Consider the following 16,016-nt stretch of genomic DNA (forward strand, 5'->3'; position numbering starts at 1 on the left):
CGACGGTACGGGCGGATCGGGTTGCCTCAGTGCTCGTGGTGGTACGACCGGCCTGAGGCCGGCGCATTCGAGCCCGGGTCAACGCTTCGTGGAGTAGTTGCATCTCGAAGGCACCACTCGGAATGTTCAACATCGTTTTCTCACTCACTGCCGGCGTAGTACCGGTGTAGTTGGGACGGGTCGGGAACATGTCAGGCTGCCAGTCGGACCGCGCCACGCACCTCGGACAGCCCAGTGGCCGCCAGGCGCGCCTCGGCCTCGACCCGAAGCGCGGCGTCACGGGCGACGTCCTCCTTACGCGGACGGCCACGGGGCCGCTTACGCGGGACAACCGCGCCACGCTCGAAGATCTCGCCGCCCCAGACGCCCCACGGCTCCGCTCGCTCAACGGCTCCGGCCAGGCACTCGACGCGCAGCGGGCAGTCCCCGCAGAGCGACTTGGCCAGCTCGAGCTCGGTGGGCGAGTCGGAGAACCACAGGTCGGGGTCGAACTTCCGGCAGGGCAGGTTCGCCTCCATCTCGACGCTCACGTCGAGGGGGGCCAACGCCAGACTCATCTCCCGGTCACCTCTCTCTCACTTCGATCTCGTGGATCGCATTCCGACGTACTTACGGCGGGGCAAAAAAACTGAGGCCGCGGATCCCGGTAAGCGGGTTCCGCGGCCTCGAGGTGAGCCGGAGTCTGATGGTCAGACCGGTCTACCTCGAGGTGGAACGCCGCGGACATCCATGCGCTTCTTGACGTCATTGATGCCCATGCCCGTGGTGCCACTGGTCCCCTCGACTCCGACGGGCGCGACGGTCAGGGTCAGCTCGGCCTGAACCTGGTGCACCTGCGGAACCGACGGTCGTGCAGCCGTGAGGGCCACCCGGACAGCCGACAGCGGAGCGCAGACAGACGGCATCGCCGTCAGACGCTCATAGGTGAAGATCTTCACGGTGGCCACCTCCCTCACGTTCCTCGAATCGACTGGACCGACCCCGTGAGCAGCCGGAATGGCGCCGCTCGCGTGGTGTGTCCTGAGGCTATTCCTCGCGCCGGGGCGAGGGCAAACGAATTTACGACGAGATTTCGAAAGTTTTCTCCGGGCAGACGTCGTCCACCCCGGCACCGGCCACGAGGGCCAGCACGGACTCCCCGTAGAGGCCCAGCTTGCGGGGGCCGATACCGGCGATGGCGATCAGCTCCTCGGACCGGGCCGGTCGCCGCTCAGCCAACGCGATCAGGGTCGCGTCGGTGAAGACCACGTACGCCGGGACCTTCTGCGCACCGGCCACCCGCTGCCGCCACTCGCGCAGCCGTTCGTGCAGCTCATCGTCGATGTCGGACGGGCAGGTGGGGCAGCGTCCGAGCTTGCGGTCCGGGCCGGCGAGCAGGGTGGCGCCGCAGATCCGACAGGAGACGATCTGGGTTCGCCGCCGCTCGGGACGGCGGGTCGGACCGGTGCCGCCGGTCGCCCGTTCAGTGCCGCCGGAACGGTCCAGTTGGGGAAGGAACCGCGACGGCCGCCGGGCCCGTCCGCCCGGCGAGCGCGCGGCGGCGTACGACAGCCAGAGCCACTCCCGGGCCCGGGTGATCCCGACGTAGAGCAGCCGACGCTCCTCCTCGACCTGCTCGACGGTCTTGGCGTACGTGGTGGGCAGGGTGCCCTCGGCGAGGCCGACCAGGAAGACCGCGTCCCACTCCAGCCCCTTGGCCGAGTGCAGGGACGCCAGTGTCACGCCGTCCACCGTCGGCACATGCTGCTGGGCGGCCCGGCGTGCCAACTCCTCGGTGAAGTCGGAGAGGGTGACCGGGCGCTCCACCGAGGCGGCCTCGCCGATCGGCACGACCTCGGGGGTGGCCGCGTACTCCTCGGCGAGCTGGACCAGCGCGGACAGCGCTTCCCACCGCTCGCGGGCGGCGCCACCGGCCGGGGGCGCGTCCGGGGCCCAACCGACGGCGGTGAGCGCCTCGACGACGGCGGCCGGCAGCGGTGTCTCGCCGGGGATCGACCGGGTGGCACCGCGTAGCGCGACCATCGCCTGGCGCACCTCGGCCCGTTCGAAGAACCGCTCCGCGCCCTGCACGACGTACGGCACGCCGGCCTCGGTGAGCGCCTTCTCGTACGCCTCGGACTGCGCGTTGACCCGGAACAGCACGGCGATCTCCTTCGCCGGGGTGCCCGCGTCGATCAGTGTCCGGCAGCGGGCGGCCACCGCGTTCGCCTCCGCCGGCTCGTCGGTGAAGATCCGCAGGTCCGGCTCGGGGCCGGGTGGGCGCTGCCCGCTCAACTCCAGTCGCAGGCGCGCCTCGGTGCCCCGGGCCTGGGAGATCACCGCGTTGGCCAGCCCGACCACCTGCGGCGTGGAGCGGTAGTCACGGACCAGCCGGACCACGGTGGCGCGGCGGTGTCGGCGGGGGAAGTCGACCAGGTACGCGGAGGTCGCCCCGGTGAACGAGTAGATCGTCTGGCTGGCGTCGCCGACCACGGTCAGGTCGTCCCGGCCGCCCAGCCAGGCGTCCAGCAACCGCTGCTGGAGCGGGTTGACGTCCTGGTACTCGTCGACCACGAAGTGCCGGTACTGGCCACGGACCTGCTCACCGACGTCCGGGTGCTCCTCGATGCCCCACACCGCGGCCCGCAGCATGTCCTCGAAGTCGATCACACCGTTCGCGCGCTTGAGCTGCTCGTACGCGGTGAACACGTCGGCGACCTTCGCCGGCTCGTGGGGTGTGTCGCGCAGGGCCCGGGCGGCGGCCACCACGTAGTCCGTCGGCTCGACCAGCGACGACTTCGCCCACTCGATCTCACCGGCCAGGTCGCGGGCGGCGGCCCGGTCGGTCCGCAGGCCGACCCGGGCAGCGGCGAGGGTGACCAGGCGCACCTTGCTGTCCAGCAGTTCGGGCATGGCGCGGCCGGCCAGCAACCGGGGCGCGAAGTACCGCACCTGGCGCAGCGCGGCGGCGTGGAAGGTCCGCGCCTGGACACCGTGCGCCCCGAGCACGGTGAGACGGTGTCGCATCTCGGCGGCGGCGCGGGCGGTGAAGGTGACCGCGAGCACGTGTCGGGGGGAGATCTCCCCGGAGAGCGCCCGGTGGGCGATTCGGGAGGTGATCGCCCGGGTCTTTCCGGTGCCGGCGCCGGCCAGGATGCAGACTGGGCCGGCAGGTGCGGTCACGGCGGAGCGTTGCTCCGGGTCCAGCCCGGCGAGCACCTGTTCCGACGCTGAGTGAACCACCACAACCAGGAATCATCTCAGCTCCCCCCGGCGTTACAGCGAACAGCCTCGGCTTGATCGGCAAGCCGCGGCCGGAGGAGTTGGAGGATCCGACGATGCTGACGATGTATTCCACCCCCTGGTGCGGCTACTGCCACCGGCTGAAGTCGCAGCTCGACCGGGAAGGCATCGGGTACGAGGTGGTCGACATCGAGCAGGACCCGAAGGCCGCGGACTTCGTGATGAGTGTCAACGGCGGCAACCAGACGGTGCCGACGCTGCGCTTCGCCGACGGCAGCGCCCTGACGAATCCCTCGATCACCCAGGTCAAGCAGCACCTGGAGAGCCTGAACGCCTGATCTGCCGGTTCATTCTCGACGAGCGGCCGCCCCACCCGGGGCGGCCGCTCGTCGTGTCCGGGGGACGGTCACCGCGACGACGGTCGGTGGGCCGGAAGCCCGGGTCGCTCGGCGTCCTCGACCGGTCGGCGGGGCGCCGGGAGGGTCGGGCGGGTGGGCGGCGTCGGCGGCCGGGCCCCGGTCGGCGCGCTCAGGTGCCGGCCCCGCCACAGGTAGCTGCCGGCGGCCAGGGTGGCCACCCCGACCAGCGCGAACAGCAACCGGTAGTCCAGGAACCCGACCAGCAGGGCACCCGCCCCGATGGAGAACGCCTGCGGCCCGCTGACCACCGCCTGGGTGGCGGCGGCGACCCGGCCGACCAGCGGGGGCGGGGTCAGCCGCTGGATCAGCGTGTGCAACCCCACCATCGTCAGCGGGAGCGAGACGCCGGCCAGCAGCACCGCCGCGAACCCCAGCCGCAGATCGGGGTACGCGAGGGCGAGCGCGGCCGGCGAGAAGAAGGCGACCCCGGCGGCCAGCGTGCCGACCTCACCGAGCCGGCGGACCAGCGTCGGTGAGCAGAGCCCACCGAGCAACCCACCCACGCCCTGCACGGTGACCAGCACGCCCACGAACGCGGCGTCCCGGTTCAGCCCCTGGTCGACGTAGGCGAAGATGAGCGACTCACTGAAGCCCATCACCAGTGACCCGAGCCCGTAGCCGAGCAGGGCCCGCCGCAGGGCCGGTTCGCCGGCCAGGTGCCGCAGGCCGGCACCCAGTTCGGTCGGCCACCGCAGCCGTACGGCCGGCGGCACCTGTTGCGGGGTGGGCAGCGCGGTAACCACCGCCGCCGCGGTCAGAAATCCGACCATGCCGATCCCGGCCAGCGCCCACCCGCCGAGTGCCGCGTACAGCGCCGCACCCACCAGCGGGCCGACCAGTCGAATTCCCTGGCGTACGGTCTGGAGCACGCCGTTCGCGTCGGCGAGCAGCTCGACCGGCACCAACTCGCGGATGAGCCCGCTGAGCGCCGCGCCGAGCGTGATGGACGAGAGCCCGTACAGGGCGGCCACCAGATAGACGACCCAGACGTCGCCCGCGTCGCGGACGCTGAACAACGGGGCGAGCAGGACCGCCGTCACCACGTTCGCGGCCACGAAGAACGGCCGGCGCGGGTAACGGTCGACGACCCAGCCGACCAGCGGTGCCAGCGTCATCGGCGCGATGACCGCGAAGATCGTGGCGCCGGCCAACCCGTTCGAACCAGTCAGATCCTTGACCCAGATCGCGAGTGCGAGCAGCAGGATCGACTCGGCGGTCATGCTGGCCAGTAGGCCGCCGAAGAGCAGACGGAAGTCGGGTCGGCGCAGGATCGTGCGCATGGGTCCCTCCGGCGGGATGGCGTGCCCAGGTGGGCGGGGTCGACGGGCCGCTGACCGCGGGTCCGTCGTGATCCGGCATTCCCGTGGTCCGATTTTCGCAAGACACGCCCTCGCCGGAACCTCCGACACCGGCCGCGCCGTCCATACTGACCGTGGGGGGCGAATTTCATACAGTTACCGTCGCGTCTGCGGCGGTCGACGGGAAAGAGGACACTGTGCCTCCTGCCGCACCCAGCCCGATCCTGCGTCGTCGCCGGTTGGGCATCGAACTGCGCCGCCTGCGTGAGGCCGCGGGCCTCACCGGCGATCAGGTCATCGAGCGTATCGGTTGGGCCTCCGCGTCCAAACTGTCCCGCTTGGAGAACGGCCGCAGCCGACCGGACCCGCAGGACGTCAGCGACCTGCTCGACCTCTACGGCGCCGACCAGGCGCTGCACGACGAACTGCTGGGCATCACCAACGAGGCCGGCGACATGCGCGGCTGGTTGAAGAACTTTCCGGTGATGACGCAGCAACAGCGCGGCTGGGCCGAGTTGGAGGCCGGCTGCGCGGAGATCTCCGAGTACAACCCGGTGCTGGTGCCGGGGCTGTTGCAGACCCCCGGGTACGCCCAGCTCCGGATCGTGTCGGCCCGGCAGGTGAGCGCCGGCGCGGGTGAGCCGGAGCCCGGCGACGAGCCGGAGACCGAGGTGCAGGCGCGGCTGGCCCGCCAGTCGCTGTTGACCCGGGAGCCGCACGCTCCCCGCTACACCGCGGTGTTGGAGGAGGCGGCCCTCGGCCGCCGGGCTGGGCCGCCGGAGGTGTTGCACGAGCAGTTGCTTCAGCTCTGCGAGTTGGCGCTGCTGCCCAACGTGGCCCTGCACGTGCTGCTCCGGGACACCCAGATCGGCGATTGGTACCTTCCGCCGACCGCTTTCTCCGTCTATCGGTTCGCCGATCCCCTCGATCCGGAGACGTTGGCGATCGAAGGTGGCTTCACCGACGTCATGTCGACCGAGGCAATCACGCTAAATCGCTATAAAGTGGTGTTCGAGTGGCTATGCACGGCGGCACTTAGCGCCTCGGACACCCTCTCCTGGCTGATCGAGGCGACGGGACGGCTGACCGAGGCGACGCCTCCATCCACAGTGGCGTTCGGGCCGGCAACGGCGCCGCCCCAACGCCGCCGGGAGTCGGGGCGACTGACGGACCGGTGATCCACGGGGGACTCTCCGTCGGGACGTGCAGCACCACTCGTCCCATTGGATCGCTGCACAGGAGCAGAACCATGAACGACATCCGCAACACGCCGTCCGTCTCCGCCCACTCGTTGGCGGACGCCCCGTGGCGTACCAGCACCCGCAGCCAGACCTCCAACTGCGTGGAGGTCGCCCCGCTCGCCGCCGGCCCGTCGGCGGTCGCCCTGCGCGACAGCAAGGACCGGGGCGGCCCGGTCCTGCTGTTCAACCGCGCCGGGTGGCTCGGTTTCATCAGCGGAGCCAAGAAGGGCCAGTTCGATCTGAACTGATTCGCTGACCGGGTACGGGGCCGTCGGCGCACTGCCGGCGGTCCCGTCGCGTTGCGCCCCGACAGCCCCGCCGACCCTGCTGAGCAGCCATCCGCCGATCGGACGAGGCTCGAAACCGATAGGCGCGTTTCAGTTGCTGGGACGAACACGGGGCGTAACATGGCCCTCGAGAGCGTGGAACTTCCACACTGGCTCATCCGTCGCGGTTCATCCGGAGACCCACATGCGGTTCCTGATCGTTCGCACCGACATCCGCGCCGTCGCTGACGGGGACATCGCCGCCGCCTGGGCGGACGGCCACCGACTGCGCGACGAGACGACCACGCCCGAGCCGCGACGGCAGATCGTGCACGCCGAGGACCGGGACGCCGCACTCCTGCTGGCCCGCGCCCTGGCCACCGTCGGCGCGGTCCGCGCCGGCAAGCAGCGGGTCAAGGTCCTCCCCCTGATCGAACCGCGACCCGCCTTCCGACACAGACCGGGCCGCGCCGGCACCTGAATCCCCAGGTCGTCCGTCGTGGTCGGACCGGCTCCCCCGCCGCGTATCCCGCACCCACCGACCACGACGGCCCGTGTTCCCGGCCCGTGACCGCCGCGGCAACGGCGGCCACGGGCCGGGACCGTGCTCAGCGGTCGGCGTCCACCCAGCCATCCAGCCAGCGGTGAATGAGGAACAACGCGATCGACGACGGAGGCGGCAGGATCAGCCGGGCCCCGTCGCCCACGTCCACCGTCTGCCCGGCCAATGCCCCCCCGATCTCCCGCCGGGAGAACCACCGGGCGTACGCGATCTCGGACGGATCGACCCGCACCGGCTCGGTCGGGTTCGCGATGGCCAGGAAGCCCAGCATCAGCGAGCCGGGGAACGGCCAGGCCTGGCTGCCCACGTACCCGATGTGCTCGACCCCGATGCCCACCTCCTCGCGGACCTCACGCAGCACGGCCGCCTCCGCCGACTCGCCCGGCTCCACATAGCCGGCCAGGCAGGAGTAGCGACGACCACCCGGCGTGCCCTGCCAGCTGGCGTTGTTGCCGAGCAGGCACCGGCCGTCCGGACCGTCCACCCCGTCGTGGACGAGCACGATCATCGCCGGGTCGGTACGCGGCCAGATCCGCCCACCGTTGCGGTCCACCCGGGACCAACCGGCCTCGTCCATCGCGGTCGGCGCCCCGGTGCTCGTCGAGTAACCGTGGCGGGTGTGCCAGTTGACCAGTGCCAGCGCGGTGGTGAAGATGCCGGCCTCCCGGTCGGCGAGCAGGTGGCCCACCTCGCGGAGGTGGACCGCACGGGTCCCCGGGATGGTCGGCAGCGGCGCGTCGACCGCGAAGACCGGCACCCCGTCCGGCTCGACACCCAGGAACATCGCCATCGACTCGGACCCGGCGGGCACGTCGCCTGCCCGGAACAGCACCAACGTCGGAGGCGACGTCTCGGTGCGGGCCAGCGTCCGACCCTCGTCGGTCGAATCGATCAGCAACACCCGGGCCCGCAACCATGCCTCGGTCAACCACTGGGAGTCACCCCGCCGGTGTGCCGCCCGGTCCAGCGTCGACCGCGCCAATGGCGGCGCCGCCTCCCCACTCACGCTGGTGACTCGGTGTGCACCGTGGTCAACGCGGCCAGGCCCGGGGCGACCCGCTCCGCGTCGCCCAGCACCACCATCGCCGCCCGGGCCGGTGCCAGGTACCGGGCCGCAGCCTGCGCGACATCGTCGACACTCGCCTTCGCCAACCTCGCCGCGTACTCGGCGAGGAAGTCCAGGCGCAGACCGTTGCCCGCGTACGCGCTGGTCAACGCCGCCAGCCCGGCCTGGGTGGACATGCCGAGCTGGAGGGTGCCCAGGGCGTACTGGCGGGCCTGCTCCAACTCCTCGGGCTTCGGTGGCAGCGACGCCAACCGACCCAGCTCGTACGTCGTCTCCAGCAGCGCCGGACCGGTGACCTCGGTGGCCACCTCGGCGGCGGCGACCAACACCGAGCCGGCGACGGAATGCTCGATCACCGAGTGCGGGCCGTACGTGTAGCCCTTGTCCTCGCGGATGTTCTCCACCCACCGGGAGGAGAAGTAGCCACCGAAGATCAGGTTGGCGAGTTGCAGCGGGGCGTGGTCCGGGTCGGTGCGGGACACCGCCGGCAGCGCGATCCGCAGCGACGACTGCACCGAGCCCGGCCGGTCGACCAGCAGCAGCGGCCCCGGCTCCAACGGCGGGGTCGCCGGCAACTCGGCCGTCCGCCCCGCACCGGACCAGCCGCCGAGCGCCCGCTCGGCCGCGTCCAGTGCCTTCTCCGGCTGCACGTCGCCCACCAGCACCAACTGCGCGCCGGTCGGGTGGACCCGCTCCGCGTGCAGGGCCCGCAGCGCCGCCGGTCGGACGGCGCGGATCTGCCCCGGCTCCGGCGTCTGCGTCGCGTACGGGTGCCGGCCGTAGATCCGCTTCAGCAGCGCCTCGCGGGCCAGATGCGCCGGTTGGCTCTGTGCCACCTGGATCCGGTCGACCAGCCGGTCCCGCTCGTTGGCCACCTCGTCGCTGGGGTAGCTGGCACCGGTCAGCACCTCGGCCAACAACTCCAGCATCCGGTCAAGACCGGTGACCAGGCCGGCGCCGGAGACCATCAACCGGTCCGGGTCGACGCCCGCGGAGAGCCCGCCGCCGACCTTCTGCAACTCGGCGGCAATCTGCACGCTGGTCATCGACCCGGTGCCGGAGAGCATGGTCTGCGAGAGCATCGCGCCACGGGCCAGGTGCACCCGGCCGAACGGCACCCAGAGCCGCAGCTCGACCAGGGGCACGGCCGGCCGACGTACGGCGATCACGGTGAGACCGTTGCGCAGCGTCCGCTCCGCCTGCTTGGGCACCTTGAGCTTGCGGGTCGGACCCAACGGGGGAAGCGTGCGCGGCGCGGCCGCCACAGTCCCGGTCATCGGGCACCTCCCGGGATGACCTCGATGGCCGCCCGACGCTCCGGGCGCAGGGTGGCCGCGGCGGCCCGGACCTGCTCATCGGTGACCTCCCCGACCAGCCGGGGCAACTCGTTGAGCAGGCCCGGTTCGCCGCGCTGCTGCTCCAGCACGGCCATCCGCAGCGCCCGACCGAGCACCGCGTCGGTGTCGCGCAGCAGGTGGGTCGCCATCCGGGCCTGGGTGCGGGCCAGCTCACCGTCGGTCAGCCCGTCGGTGGCCAGCCGATCCAACTCCTCGTCGATGGTGCGCAGCACCTTGTCCACATCACCCCCGGGCGGCAGGTGCGCCTGCAACAGCAGCGCGGTGGGATCGCGGACGTCGAACGGGTCGCCCATGAAACCGAGGTATCCGCCGAGGGTGGTCACCATGCGGTCCCGCTGTACCAGTCGCTCGACCAGCCGCGACGCGTCGCCGTCGGTGAGGACCTCGGCGAGCACCACGTACGGCAGGTAGCCGGCGAAGTCGGTGACCGGGTCGGGCACGCGCCAGGCGCCGGCCACCGCCGGCAGCGGCGCCAGGGCATCGGTGTACGAGGTACGCCGCTCGGCGCTCAGGTCGGGCTCGGTGAAGTCGGGCCGTTGCGGTGCCGGCCGGCTCGGCACGTCGCCGAAGTGCCGGTTGACCAGCTCGGTCGCCTCGGCCACGTCGATGTCCCCGCTGACGGCCAGGACCGCGTTGCCGCTGGCGTAGTAGCGGCGGAAGAAGTCCGCGGCGTCGGCCACGGTCGCCGACTCCAGGTCGTCGAAGGAGCCGTAGCCGTCGTGCGCGTTCGGGAACGTGTCGAACATGACCGGCGGCAGGGTCAGCCAGGGGAAACCGCCGTACGGCCGGTTGAGGACGTTGACCCGGATCTCTTCCTTGACCACGTCGACCTGGTTGCGCAGGTTCTCCTCGGTCAGCCGGGGGCCGCGCATCCGGTCCGCCTCCAGGAACAGCGCGCGTTCCAGCGCGTTGCTCGGCAGCGTCTCGAAGTAGTCGGTGTAGTCCAGGTGAGTGGAGCCGTTGAAGGTGCCGCCCGCACCCTGCACGTGCCGGAAGTGAGCCAGCTTCTCCAGGTTCTCCGAGCCCTGGAACATCAGGTGCTCGAAGAGGTGGGCGAAGCCGGTGCGCCCCTCCGGCTCGGAACGGATGCCGACGTCGTAGACCACCGCCACCCCGATCACCGGGGCGCTGCGGTCGGGGGTGAGCACCACCCGCAGGCCGTTGTCGAGGGTGAACTGCTCGACCGGATACTTCGTCGCTGGAATTCTGGATCTCCGCGCCGCCACGGAGTTGACCCTAGCGCGTCGGCAGGGCGGCCACCCGCGACCTTCCCGGAGCCACCGCCACCGGGGCCGCCACCACGGGCAGCACCTCGGTGCCGACCCGCCTCTCTGCCGGTCAGCGAATGCCGGCTCCCCTAGCAAGCTGGTAGGAAATACCGACATAACTGAGACGTGCCATCCCGCCATGTGGATGGGCCTTGACGCTGGCGGCAGCCTGACCCAGTCTTCCTACCAACTAAGTAGGAATACTGCGGATTGGATGGACGATGAGACGGCTCCCCCTGCGCCGGTTGGTCACCCTGGCCACCCTCGCCGCCCTCGGCGCGGCGACCCTGGGCAGCACCGCCGCGTGCGGCGACGACAGCGACGGCACTGGCGGCAGCTCCGGCCCGGTGACGCTGCGCCTCGGCTACTTCCCCAACATCACCCACGCGCCGGCGGTCGTCGGTGTGGAGAAGGGCATCTTCGCGGAGAAGCTCGGCAGCGACGTCAAGCTGGACCCGAAGACCTTCAACGCCGGCCCGGCCGCCATCGAGGCCATCTTCTCCGGCGCGCTGGACGCCACCTACATCGGCCCGAACCCGACCGTCAACGCCTTCTCCAAGTCCAAGGGGGAGGCCGTCCGGGTCATCTCCGGCGCGGCCTCCGGCGGCGTGGCACTGGTCGTCAAGCCCGGCATCACTGATGCGCAGAGCCTGAAGGGCAAGAAGATCTCCACCCCGCAGTTGGGCAACACCCAGGACGTGGCGATCCGGTACTGGCTCAAGCAGCAGGGCCTCACCACCACCAAGGAGGGCGGCGGCGACGTCAAGATCGTGCCGCAGGAGAACGCCCAGACGGTGGAGACGTTCACCAGCGGCGCGATCGACGGCGCCTGGGTGCCCGAGCCGTTCGTCTCCCGCCTGATCAACGCCGGCGGCAAGGTGCTGGTCGACGAGCGCGACCTGTGGCCGGACAAGAAGTTCGTCATCACCAACCTGCTGGTCAGCACGAAGTTCCTCAAGGCGCACCCGGACGTGGTGCAGAAGCTGGTCGACGCTCAGGTGGCCGCCAACGAGTTCGTCAACACCAAGCCGGACGAGGCGCAGCAGGCCATCTCCGACGCGCTCGGCAAGATCACCGGCAAGCCGCTGGACCTGAAGCTGATCAAGCAGGCGTGGCCGACGTTGGAGTTCACCAACGACCCGATCCCGTCCTCCCTGAAGGCCGGGCTCGACCACGCCGTCGACGTCGGCCTGACCGAGCCGGTGGACCTCAACGGCCTGTACGACCTGAAGTACCTCAACAACTCACTCAAGGCCGCCGGCAAGCCCGAGGTCGTCCAGCCATGACGTCGACCACGACGACGCCGCAGAGCGCGACCACCGCGGTCGCGCTCTCCGGCGTGACCAAGGTGTACGGACGTGGCGCGAGCGCAGTCCTGGCCCTGGACGGCGTGTCGCTGGACGTCGCACCCGGCGAGTTCGTCTGTCTGGTCGGCGCGTCCGGCTGCGGCAAGAGCACGCTGCTCAACCTGGTGGCCGGGCTGGACCGGGTCAGCGGTGGGCAGATCACCCTGGCCGGCGACGCCAACCCGGGCCTGATGTTCCAGGAGCCGGCGCTCTTTCCGTGGCTGACCGTCGACGCCAACGTGGAGGTTCCCCTCAAGCTGCGCGGGCTCCCCCGGACCCGACGCCGCGAACGGGTGGCCGAGCTGCTGCGGACGGTGCACCTGGCCGACTTCGGCCGCAAGCGCCCGCACGAGCTCTCCGGTGGCATGCGGCAGCGCGTCGCGCTGGCCCGCACGCTGGCCCTGGACACTCCGGTGCTGCTGATGGACGAACCGTTCGGCGCTCTGGACGCGATGACCCGGGACATCCTGCACGACGAGCTGGAACGGATCTGGTCCGAGCGCAACCTCTCGGTGCTCTTCGTGACGCACAACGTCCGCGAGGCGGCCCGGCTGGCCGACCGGATCATCCTGCTCTCCAGCCGACCCGGCCGGATCATCTACTCCACCGAGGTGAACATCCCGCGCCCGCGGCGGATCGACTCCCCCGAGGTCGCCGCCATCGCCGCCGAGGTCACCGAGCGGCTCCGTACGGAGGTGGGCCGCCATGGCCAGTGACACCCTCACCAGTTCGGCGCGTACCGACGCGGAGATCACCGGCCTCGACGCGCTGGAGATCGCCGGCCGGGACAAGGAGGTCTCCCGGGGCGCCCGCCTCTGGGCGGCCACCTGGCCCAAGGTCGCCGCGCTGACCATCGCCATCGCCGCCTGGCAGATCGTGGTCTGGACGGGCTGGAAGCCGCCGTACTCGCTGCCCGGGCCGCTGGAGGTCGGCCGCGAGCTGATCACCCAGGCGCAGGGCCCACAGCTCTGGGACGGCCTGCTCACCACGCTGCAACGGGCCGCCGTCGGGTACGTGTTCTCGGTCGCCGTCGGCCTGCTGCTGGGCCTCGCGGTGGCCCGGTCCACGGTGCTACGCGCCGCCATCGGCTCGATGATCACCGCGTTGCAGACGATGCCGTCGATCGCCTGGTTCCCGCTGGCCATCCTGCTCTTCGAGTTGAGCGAGAAGGCGATCTTCTTCGTGGTGGTGCTCGGTGCGGCACCGTCCATCGCCAACGGGGTGATCTCCGGGGTGGACTATGTGCCGCCGCTGCTGCTGCGCGCCGGCCGCAACCTGGGCGCCCGCGGGCTCAACCTCTACCGGTACGTCATCGCACCGGCCGCCCTGCCGGCGATCGTGGCCGGGCTCAAGCAGGGCTGGGCGTTCTCCTGGCGCAGCCTGATGGCCGGTGAGCTGCTCGTGGTCGGCATCTCGCAGACCTCGCTCGGTGCCCAGCTCACCTACTCCCGCGAGTTGTCCGACGCACCCTGGCTGCTCTCCACGATGATCGTCATCCTGGTCGTCGGCCTGGTCGTGGACGCCGCGTTCGGCGCGGCCGACACGGCGATCCGACGCCGCTGGGGCGTACTGGACCAGGCTGGTCAGTGACGTGTTCGTCTCCGCGCGCAGCGACTACGCGCTCCGGGCGATGCTCGCCGTCGCCGCCGCCGGTGGTGGCGGCGACGGCGACCAGGCCGGCGAATTGGTGAAGGCGGCCAGCCTGGCCGAGGTGCAGGACATTCCGCTCAGCTTCCTGCAGGGCATCCTGCTCGACCTGCGCCGGGCCGGTCTGCTGCACAGCCATCGCGGAGCCGACGGCGGCTACGCGTTGACCCGCCCAGCCGACGAGATCACCGTCGGAGACGTGCTGCGCGCGGTCGGCGGATCGCTCACGACGGTTCGGGGTCTGCCGGCCGAGCGGGCCGGCTACCACGGGGTGGCCGCGGGGCTCACCGACGTCTGGCTGGCGGTGCACGGGGCGATCGCCACGGTGGTCGACAGCACCACGCTGGCCGACCTGCTCACCCACGCCCCCACCAGCTCGTGAGGTCCGGGCAGCGCCAGCGCGCCGCCCAGGTGGGAGTGTCGCAACGCGGAGGCGATGTGGTCGGGTCGGTGCCCCGCCGACCCGACCACACCTCGTACCGATCCTGACCGGGCCTGCCCCTCCGCCGGCACCGGTAGGCCGGTCGCTGCTCAGCCCACGTGTGCGGTCGCCGGGCCGAAGCCCGGGTCGCCAGGACTGTGCAGCTCCACCAGGCCGGCGGGAGCGTTACCCACCGGGGTGGCGTGCCAGGGCGCGAAGGCCGCAACCATGGCGAGCAGCAGCCCGGCGAGCGCGACCGCGACCACCAGGATCAGTTCACGCAGTGCGCCCGAGCCGGCTTCGCCCGCCATGGTCACCCCTCCCGTGTCGGGCCCCCCGCCCGACATCCCCCGTCGGTCAGCCTCGACCACGACCAGCCGGAGCGCAGTCGGCCAGCCGACCCAGCCGAGGCTGATTACCGACTCAGCAGACTGGACCGCGCAGCGCGACCGGCTGACCGGTCGGGCCGCACGGACCGCCGACCGGCCAGGAAGAACCGCGCAGACACAACCGACCCGCCCCGCCGAAGCGGGACGGGTCGGTCGACGCACAGAAGAATCAGACGGTACGCGGGCGACGCGGGCGGCGGGACCGGCCCGACGCGCGGTGCGCCGACCGGGCGCCACCCTCGGTGGACGCGCCCCCGGTCGCACGACCCCGGGAAGCGGGCGCCGGCGGAGCGACGATGGTCACCGGCACACCGGACGGCTCGCGGGCACCGGTCACCCGGGCCAACGCCCCGTCACCCGGACGCACCTGGACCGACTCGGGCCGGATGCCGGCGGTGGCCATCAACCGGGACACGTCCCGGCGCTGCTCCGGCAGGACCAGGGTGACCACCGAACCGGACTCACCGGCCCGGGCGGTACGGCCGCCCCGGTGCAGGTAGTCCTTCGCCTCGGTCGGCGGGTCCACGTTGACCACCATGTCCAGGCCATCCACGTGGATGCCACGGGCCGCCACATCGGTGGCGACCAGGGCGGTCACCTGACCGTTGCGGAACTGCTCCAGGATCCGGGTGCGCTGCGGCTGGGACTTGCCGCCGTGCAGCGCGGCCGCGCGTACGCCCTTGGAGAGCAGCTGACGGGCCAGCCGGTCGGCGCGGTGCTTGGTGCCCATGAACAGGATGGTGCGGCCCTCACGGGCGGCGATCCGGGTCAGCGCGTCGGGCTTGTCCGCGGCGTCGACGTGCAGCACGTGGTGGGTCATCGCGGTGACCGTCGCGGTGCCCGGGTCCACCGAGTGGGTGACCGGGTTGCTCAGGAAGCGGCGGACCAGCCGGTCCACGCCGCCGTCCAGGGTCGCCGAGAAGAGCATCCGCTGCCCCTGCGGCGCGACCTGCTCCAGCAGCTTGGTGACCTGCGGAAGGAAACCCATGTCGGCCATCTGGTCGGCCTCGTCGAGCACGGTGATCTCGACCTGGTCGAGCCGGGCATCGCCACGGTTGATCAGGTCGTGCAGCCGGCCGGGGGTGGCCACGACCACCTCGGCGCCGGCGCGCAGGGCGTCCGCCTGCCGCTGCAACGACAACCCGCCGACGACGGTGGCGCAGCGCAGCCCGACGGCGCGGGCGTACGGGGCCAGTGCGGTGGTGACCTGCTGAGCCAGCTCGCGGGTCGGCACCAGCACCAGGGCCAGCGGGCGACCCGGCCGCGCCTTACGGCCGGCGGTGCGGGACAGCAGCGGAAGCCCGAAGGCGAGGGTCTTGCCAGAGCCGGTACGACCCCGGCCCAACACGTCCCGGCCGGCGAGCGAGTCGGGCAGCGTCGCCGACTGGATCGGGAACGGCTCGGTGATGCCCTGCGCGGTCAGCGCGGTGAGCAGCGCCGGCGCCAGACCGGTATGAGCGAACGAAGGAATAACTGTGGTCATGCGAAAGCCTTCCTCGACGCGGCACGTGTC

17 protein-coding genes are annotated in these 16,016 nt (G+C 71.5%); 8 read left to right on the forward strand and 9 right to left on the reverse strand.

The window, feature by feature from the left end:
* Window positions 1–191 precede the first annotated feature (191 nt).
* The 3 genes from EV382_RS20740 to EV382_RS20750 form a co-directional block, all read right to left on the reverse strand.
* On the reverse strand, window positions 192–557 hold the full coding sequence (locus EV382_RS20740) for a WhiB family transcriptional regulator (RefSeq protein WP_130404335.1): 366 nt from the start codon (window positions 555–557) through the stop codon (window positions 192–194).
* Between the two features lie 132 nt (window positions 558–689).
* On the reverse strand, window positions 690–938 hold the full coding sequence (locus EV382_RS20745; RefSeq protein ID WP_130404337.1) for a hypothetical protein: 249 nt from the start codon (window positions 936–938) through the stop codon (window positions 690–692).
* A gap of 121 nt (window positions 939–1,059) precedes the next feature.
* Window positions 1,060–3,225, reverse strand: a complete 2,166-nt coding sequence (locus tag EV382_RS20750) for an ATP-dependent DNA helicase UvrD2 (RefSeq protein ID WP_130404339.1) — start codon at window positions 3,223–3,225, stop codon at window positions 1,060–1,062.
* A 92-nt stretch (window positions 3,226–3,317) separates the two neighbouring features.
* On the opposite strand from EV382_RS20750, the gene EV382_RS20755 reads away from it, so the two are divergent.
* Window positions 3,318–3,560: a mycoredoxin gene (locus EV382_RS20755; protein WP_130404341.1), complete on the forward strand. Its 243-nt coding sequence runs from the start codon at window positions 3,318–3,320 to the stop codon at window positions 3,558–3,560.
* 68 nt (window positions 3,561–3,628) lie between these two features.
* Here the strand turns inward: EV382_RS20755 and EV382_RS20760 are convergent, their stop codons facing one another.
* Window positions 3,629–4,921 (reverse strand): MFS transporter, encoded by a 1,293-nt coding sequence (locus EV382_RS20760; RefSeq protein WP_130404343.1) that lies wholly within the window; start codon window positions 4,919–4,921, stop codon window positions 3,629–3,631.
* Between the two features lie 215 nt (window positions 4,922–5,136).
* Here EV382_RS20760 and EV382_RS20765 point away from each other — a divergent pair, with 215 nt between their 5' ends.
* From EV382_RS20765 to EV382_RS20775, 3 genes are all read left to right on the forward strand, one after another.
* A complete protein-coding gene (locus EV382_RS20765) occupies window positions 5,137–6,117 on the forward strand; it encodes a helix-turn-helix domain-containing protein (RefSeq protein ID WP_130404345.1) in 981 nt (326 codons plus the stop codon).
* A gap of 71 nt (window positions 6,118–6,188) precedes the next feature.
* On the forward strand, window positions 6,189–6,428 hold the full coding sequence (locus tag EV382_RS20770) for a DUF397 domain-containing protein (RefSeq protein WP_130404347.1): 240 nt from the start codon (window positions 6,189–6,191) through the stop codon (window positions 6,426–6,428).
* 223 nt (window positions 6,429–6,651) lie between these two features.
* Window positions 6,652–6,927 (forward strand): hypothetical protein, encoded by a 276-nt coding sequence (locus tag EV382_RS20775; protein WP_130404349.1) that lies wholly within the window; start codon window positions 6,652–6,654, stop codon window positions 6,925–6,927.
* Window positions 6,928–7,054: 127 nt separating this feature from the next.
* On the opposite strand, the gene nudC is transcribed toward EV382_RS20775, so the two are convergent.
* From nudC to EV382_RS20790, 3 genes are read right to left on the reverse strand one after another with little or no spacing between them, the layout of a single operon-like run.
* Window positions 7,055–8,014 (reverse strand): NAD(+) diphosphatase, encoded by a 960-nt coding sequence (gene nudC / locus EV382_RS20780; RefSeq protein WP_130404351.1) that lies wholly within the window; start codon window positions 8,012–8,014, stop codon window positions 7,055–7,057.
* Complete coding sequence (locus tag EV382_RS20785) at window positions 8,011–9,351, reverse strand: M16 family metallopeptidase (protein ID WP_130404353.1); 1,341 nt, start codon at window positions 9,349–9,351, stop codon at window positions 8,011–8,013. Before EV382_RS20785 ends, nudC begins: the two co-directional genes overlap by 4 nt.
* Complete coding sequence (locus EV382_RS20790) at window positions 9,348–10,658, reverse strand: M16 family metallopeptidase (protein WP_130404355.1); 1,311 nt, start codon at window positions 10,656–10,658, stop codon at window positions 9,348–9,350. The genes EV382_RS20785 and EV382_RS20790 overlap by 4 nt, the downstream gene beginning before the upstream one ends.
* A 263-nt stretch (window positions 10,659–10,921) precedes the next feature.
* Here EV382_RS20790 and EV382_RS20795 point away from each other — a divergent pair, with 263 nt between their 5' ends.
* The 4 genes from EV382_RS20795 to EV382_RS20810 are packed head-to-tail and all read left to right on the forward strand — an operon-like array spanning window position 10,922 to window position 14,075.
* Window positions 10,922–11,986 carry an ABC transporter substrate-binding protein gene (locus tag EV382_RS20795; RefSeq protein WP_130404357.1) on the forward strand — a complete coding sequence of 355 codons (1,065 nt, stop codon included), beginning with the start codon at window positions 10,922–10,924 and terminating at the stop codon, window positions 11,984–11,986.
* Window positions 11,983–12,762: an ABC transporter ATP-binding protein gene (locus EV382_RS20800; RefSeq protein WP_130404359.1), complete on the forward strand. Its 780-nt coding sequence runs from the start codon at window positions 11,983–11,985 to the stop codon at window positions 12,760–12,762. The genes EV382_RS20795 and EV382_RS20800 overlap by 4 nt, the downstream gene beginning before the upstream one ends.
* A complete protein-coding gene (locus tag EV382_RS20805) occupies window positions 12,752–13,636 on the forward strand; it encodes an ABC transporter permease (protein WP_130404361.1) in 885 nt (294 codons plus the stop codon). The genes EV382_RS20800 and EV382_RS20805 overlap by 11 nt, the downstream gene beginning before the upstream one ends.
* Window position 13,637: 1 nt before the next feature.
* Window positions 13,638–14,075, forward strand: a complete 438-nt coding sequence (locus tag EV382_RS20810) for an RrF2 family transcriptional regulator (RefSeq protein WP_130404363.1) — start codon at window positions 13,638–13,640, stop codon at window positions 14,073–14,075.
* A 149-nt stretch (window positions 14,076–14,224) separates the two neighbouring features.
* On the opposite strand, the gene EV382_RS20815 is transcribed toward EV382_RS20810, so the two are convergent.
* Window positions 14,225–14,425 (reverse strand): hypothetical protein, encoded by a 201-nt coding sequence (locus EV382_RS20815; protein ID WP_130404365.1) that lies wholly within the window; start codon window positions 14,423–14,425, stop codon window positions 14,225–14,227.
* A 247-nt stretch (window positions 14,426–14,672) separates the two neighbouring features.
* Window positions 14,673–15,986, reverse strand: a complete 1,314-nt coding sequence (locus EV382_RS20820; protein ID WP_130404367.1) for a DEAD/DEAH box helicase — start codon at window positions 15,984–15,986, stop codon at window positions 14,673–14,675.
* Window positions 15,987–16,016 lie beyond the last annotated feature (30 nt).

This window comes from Micromonospora violae (assembly GCF_004217135.1).
Taxonomy (GTDB): domain Bacteria; phylum Actinomycetota; class Actinomycetes; order Mycobacteriales; family Micromonosporaceae; genus Micromonospora; species Micromonospora violae.

Excerpts from the sequence above, each read along its gene's own strand:
- EV382_RS20740 (WP_130404335.1), bottom strand. The coding sequence starts at position 557 with ATGAGTCTGGCGTTGGCCCCCCTCGACGTGAGCGTCGAGATGGAGGCG.
- EV382_RS20755 (WP_130404341.1), top strand. The coding sequence starts at position 3,318 with ATGCTGACGATGTATTCCACCCCCTGGTGCGGCTACTGCCACCGGCTG.
- EV382_RS20760 (WP_130404343.1), bottom strand. The coding sequence starts at position 4,921 with ATGCGCACGATCCTGCGCCGACCCGACTTCCGTCTGCTCTTCGGCGGC.
- EV382_RS20770 (WP_130404347.1), top strand. The coding sequence starts at position 6,189 with ATGAACGACATCCGCAACACGCCGTCCGTCTCCGCCCACTCGTTGGCG.
- EV382_RS20775 (WP_130404349.1), top strand. The coding sequence starts at position 6,652 with ATGCGGTTCCTGATCGTTCGCACCGACATCCGCGCCGTCGCTGACGGG.
- EV382_RS20785 (WP_130404353.1), bottom strand. The coding sequence starts at position 9,351 with ATGACCGGGACTGTGGCGGCCGCGCCGCGCACGCTTCCCCCGTTGGGT.
- EV382_RS20795 (WP_130404357.1), top strand. The coding sequence starts at position 10,922 with ATGAGACGGCTCCCCCTGCGCCGGTTGGTCACCCTGGCCACCCTCGCC.
- EV382_RS20800 (WP_130404359.1), top strand. The coding sequence starts at position 11,983 with ATGACGTCGACCACGACGACGCCGCAGAGCGCGACCACCGCGGTCGCG.
- EV382_RS20805 (WP_130404361.1), top strand. The coding sequence starts at position 12,752 with ATGGCCAGTGACACCCTCACCAGTTCGGCGCGTACCGACGCGGAGATC.
- EV382_RS20815 (WP_130404365.1), bottom strand. The coding sequence starts at position 14,425 with ATGGCGGGCGAAGCCGGCTCGGGCGCACTGCGTGAACTGATCCTGGTG.
- EV382_RS20820 (WP_130404367.1), bottom strand. The coding sequence starts at position 15,986 with ATGACCACAGTTATTCCTTCGTTCGCTCATACCGGTCTGGCGCCGGCG.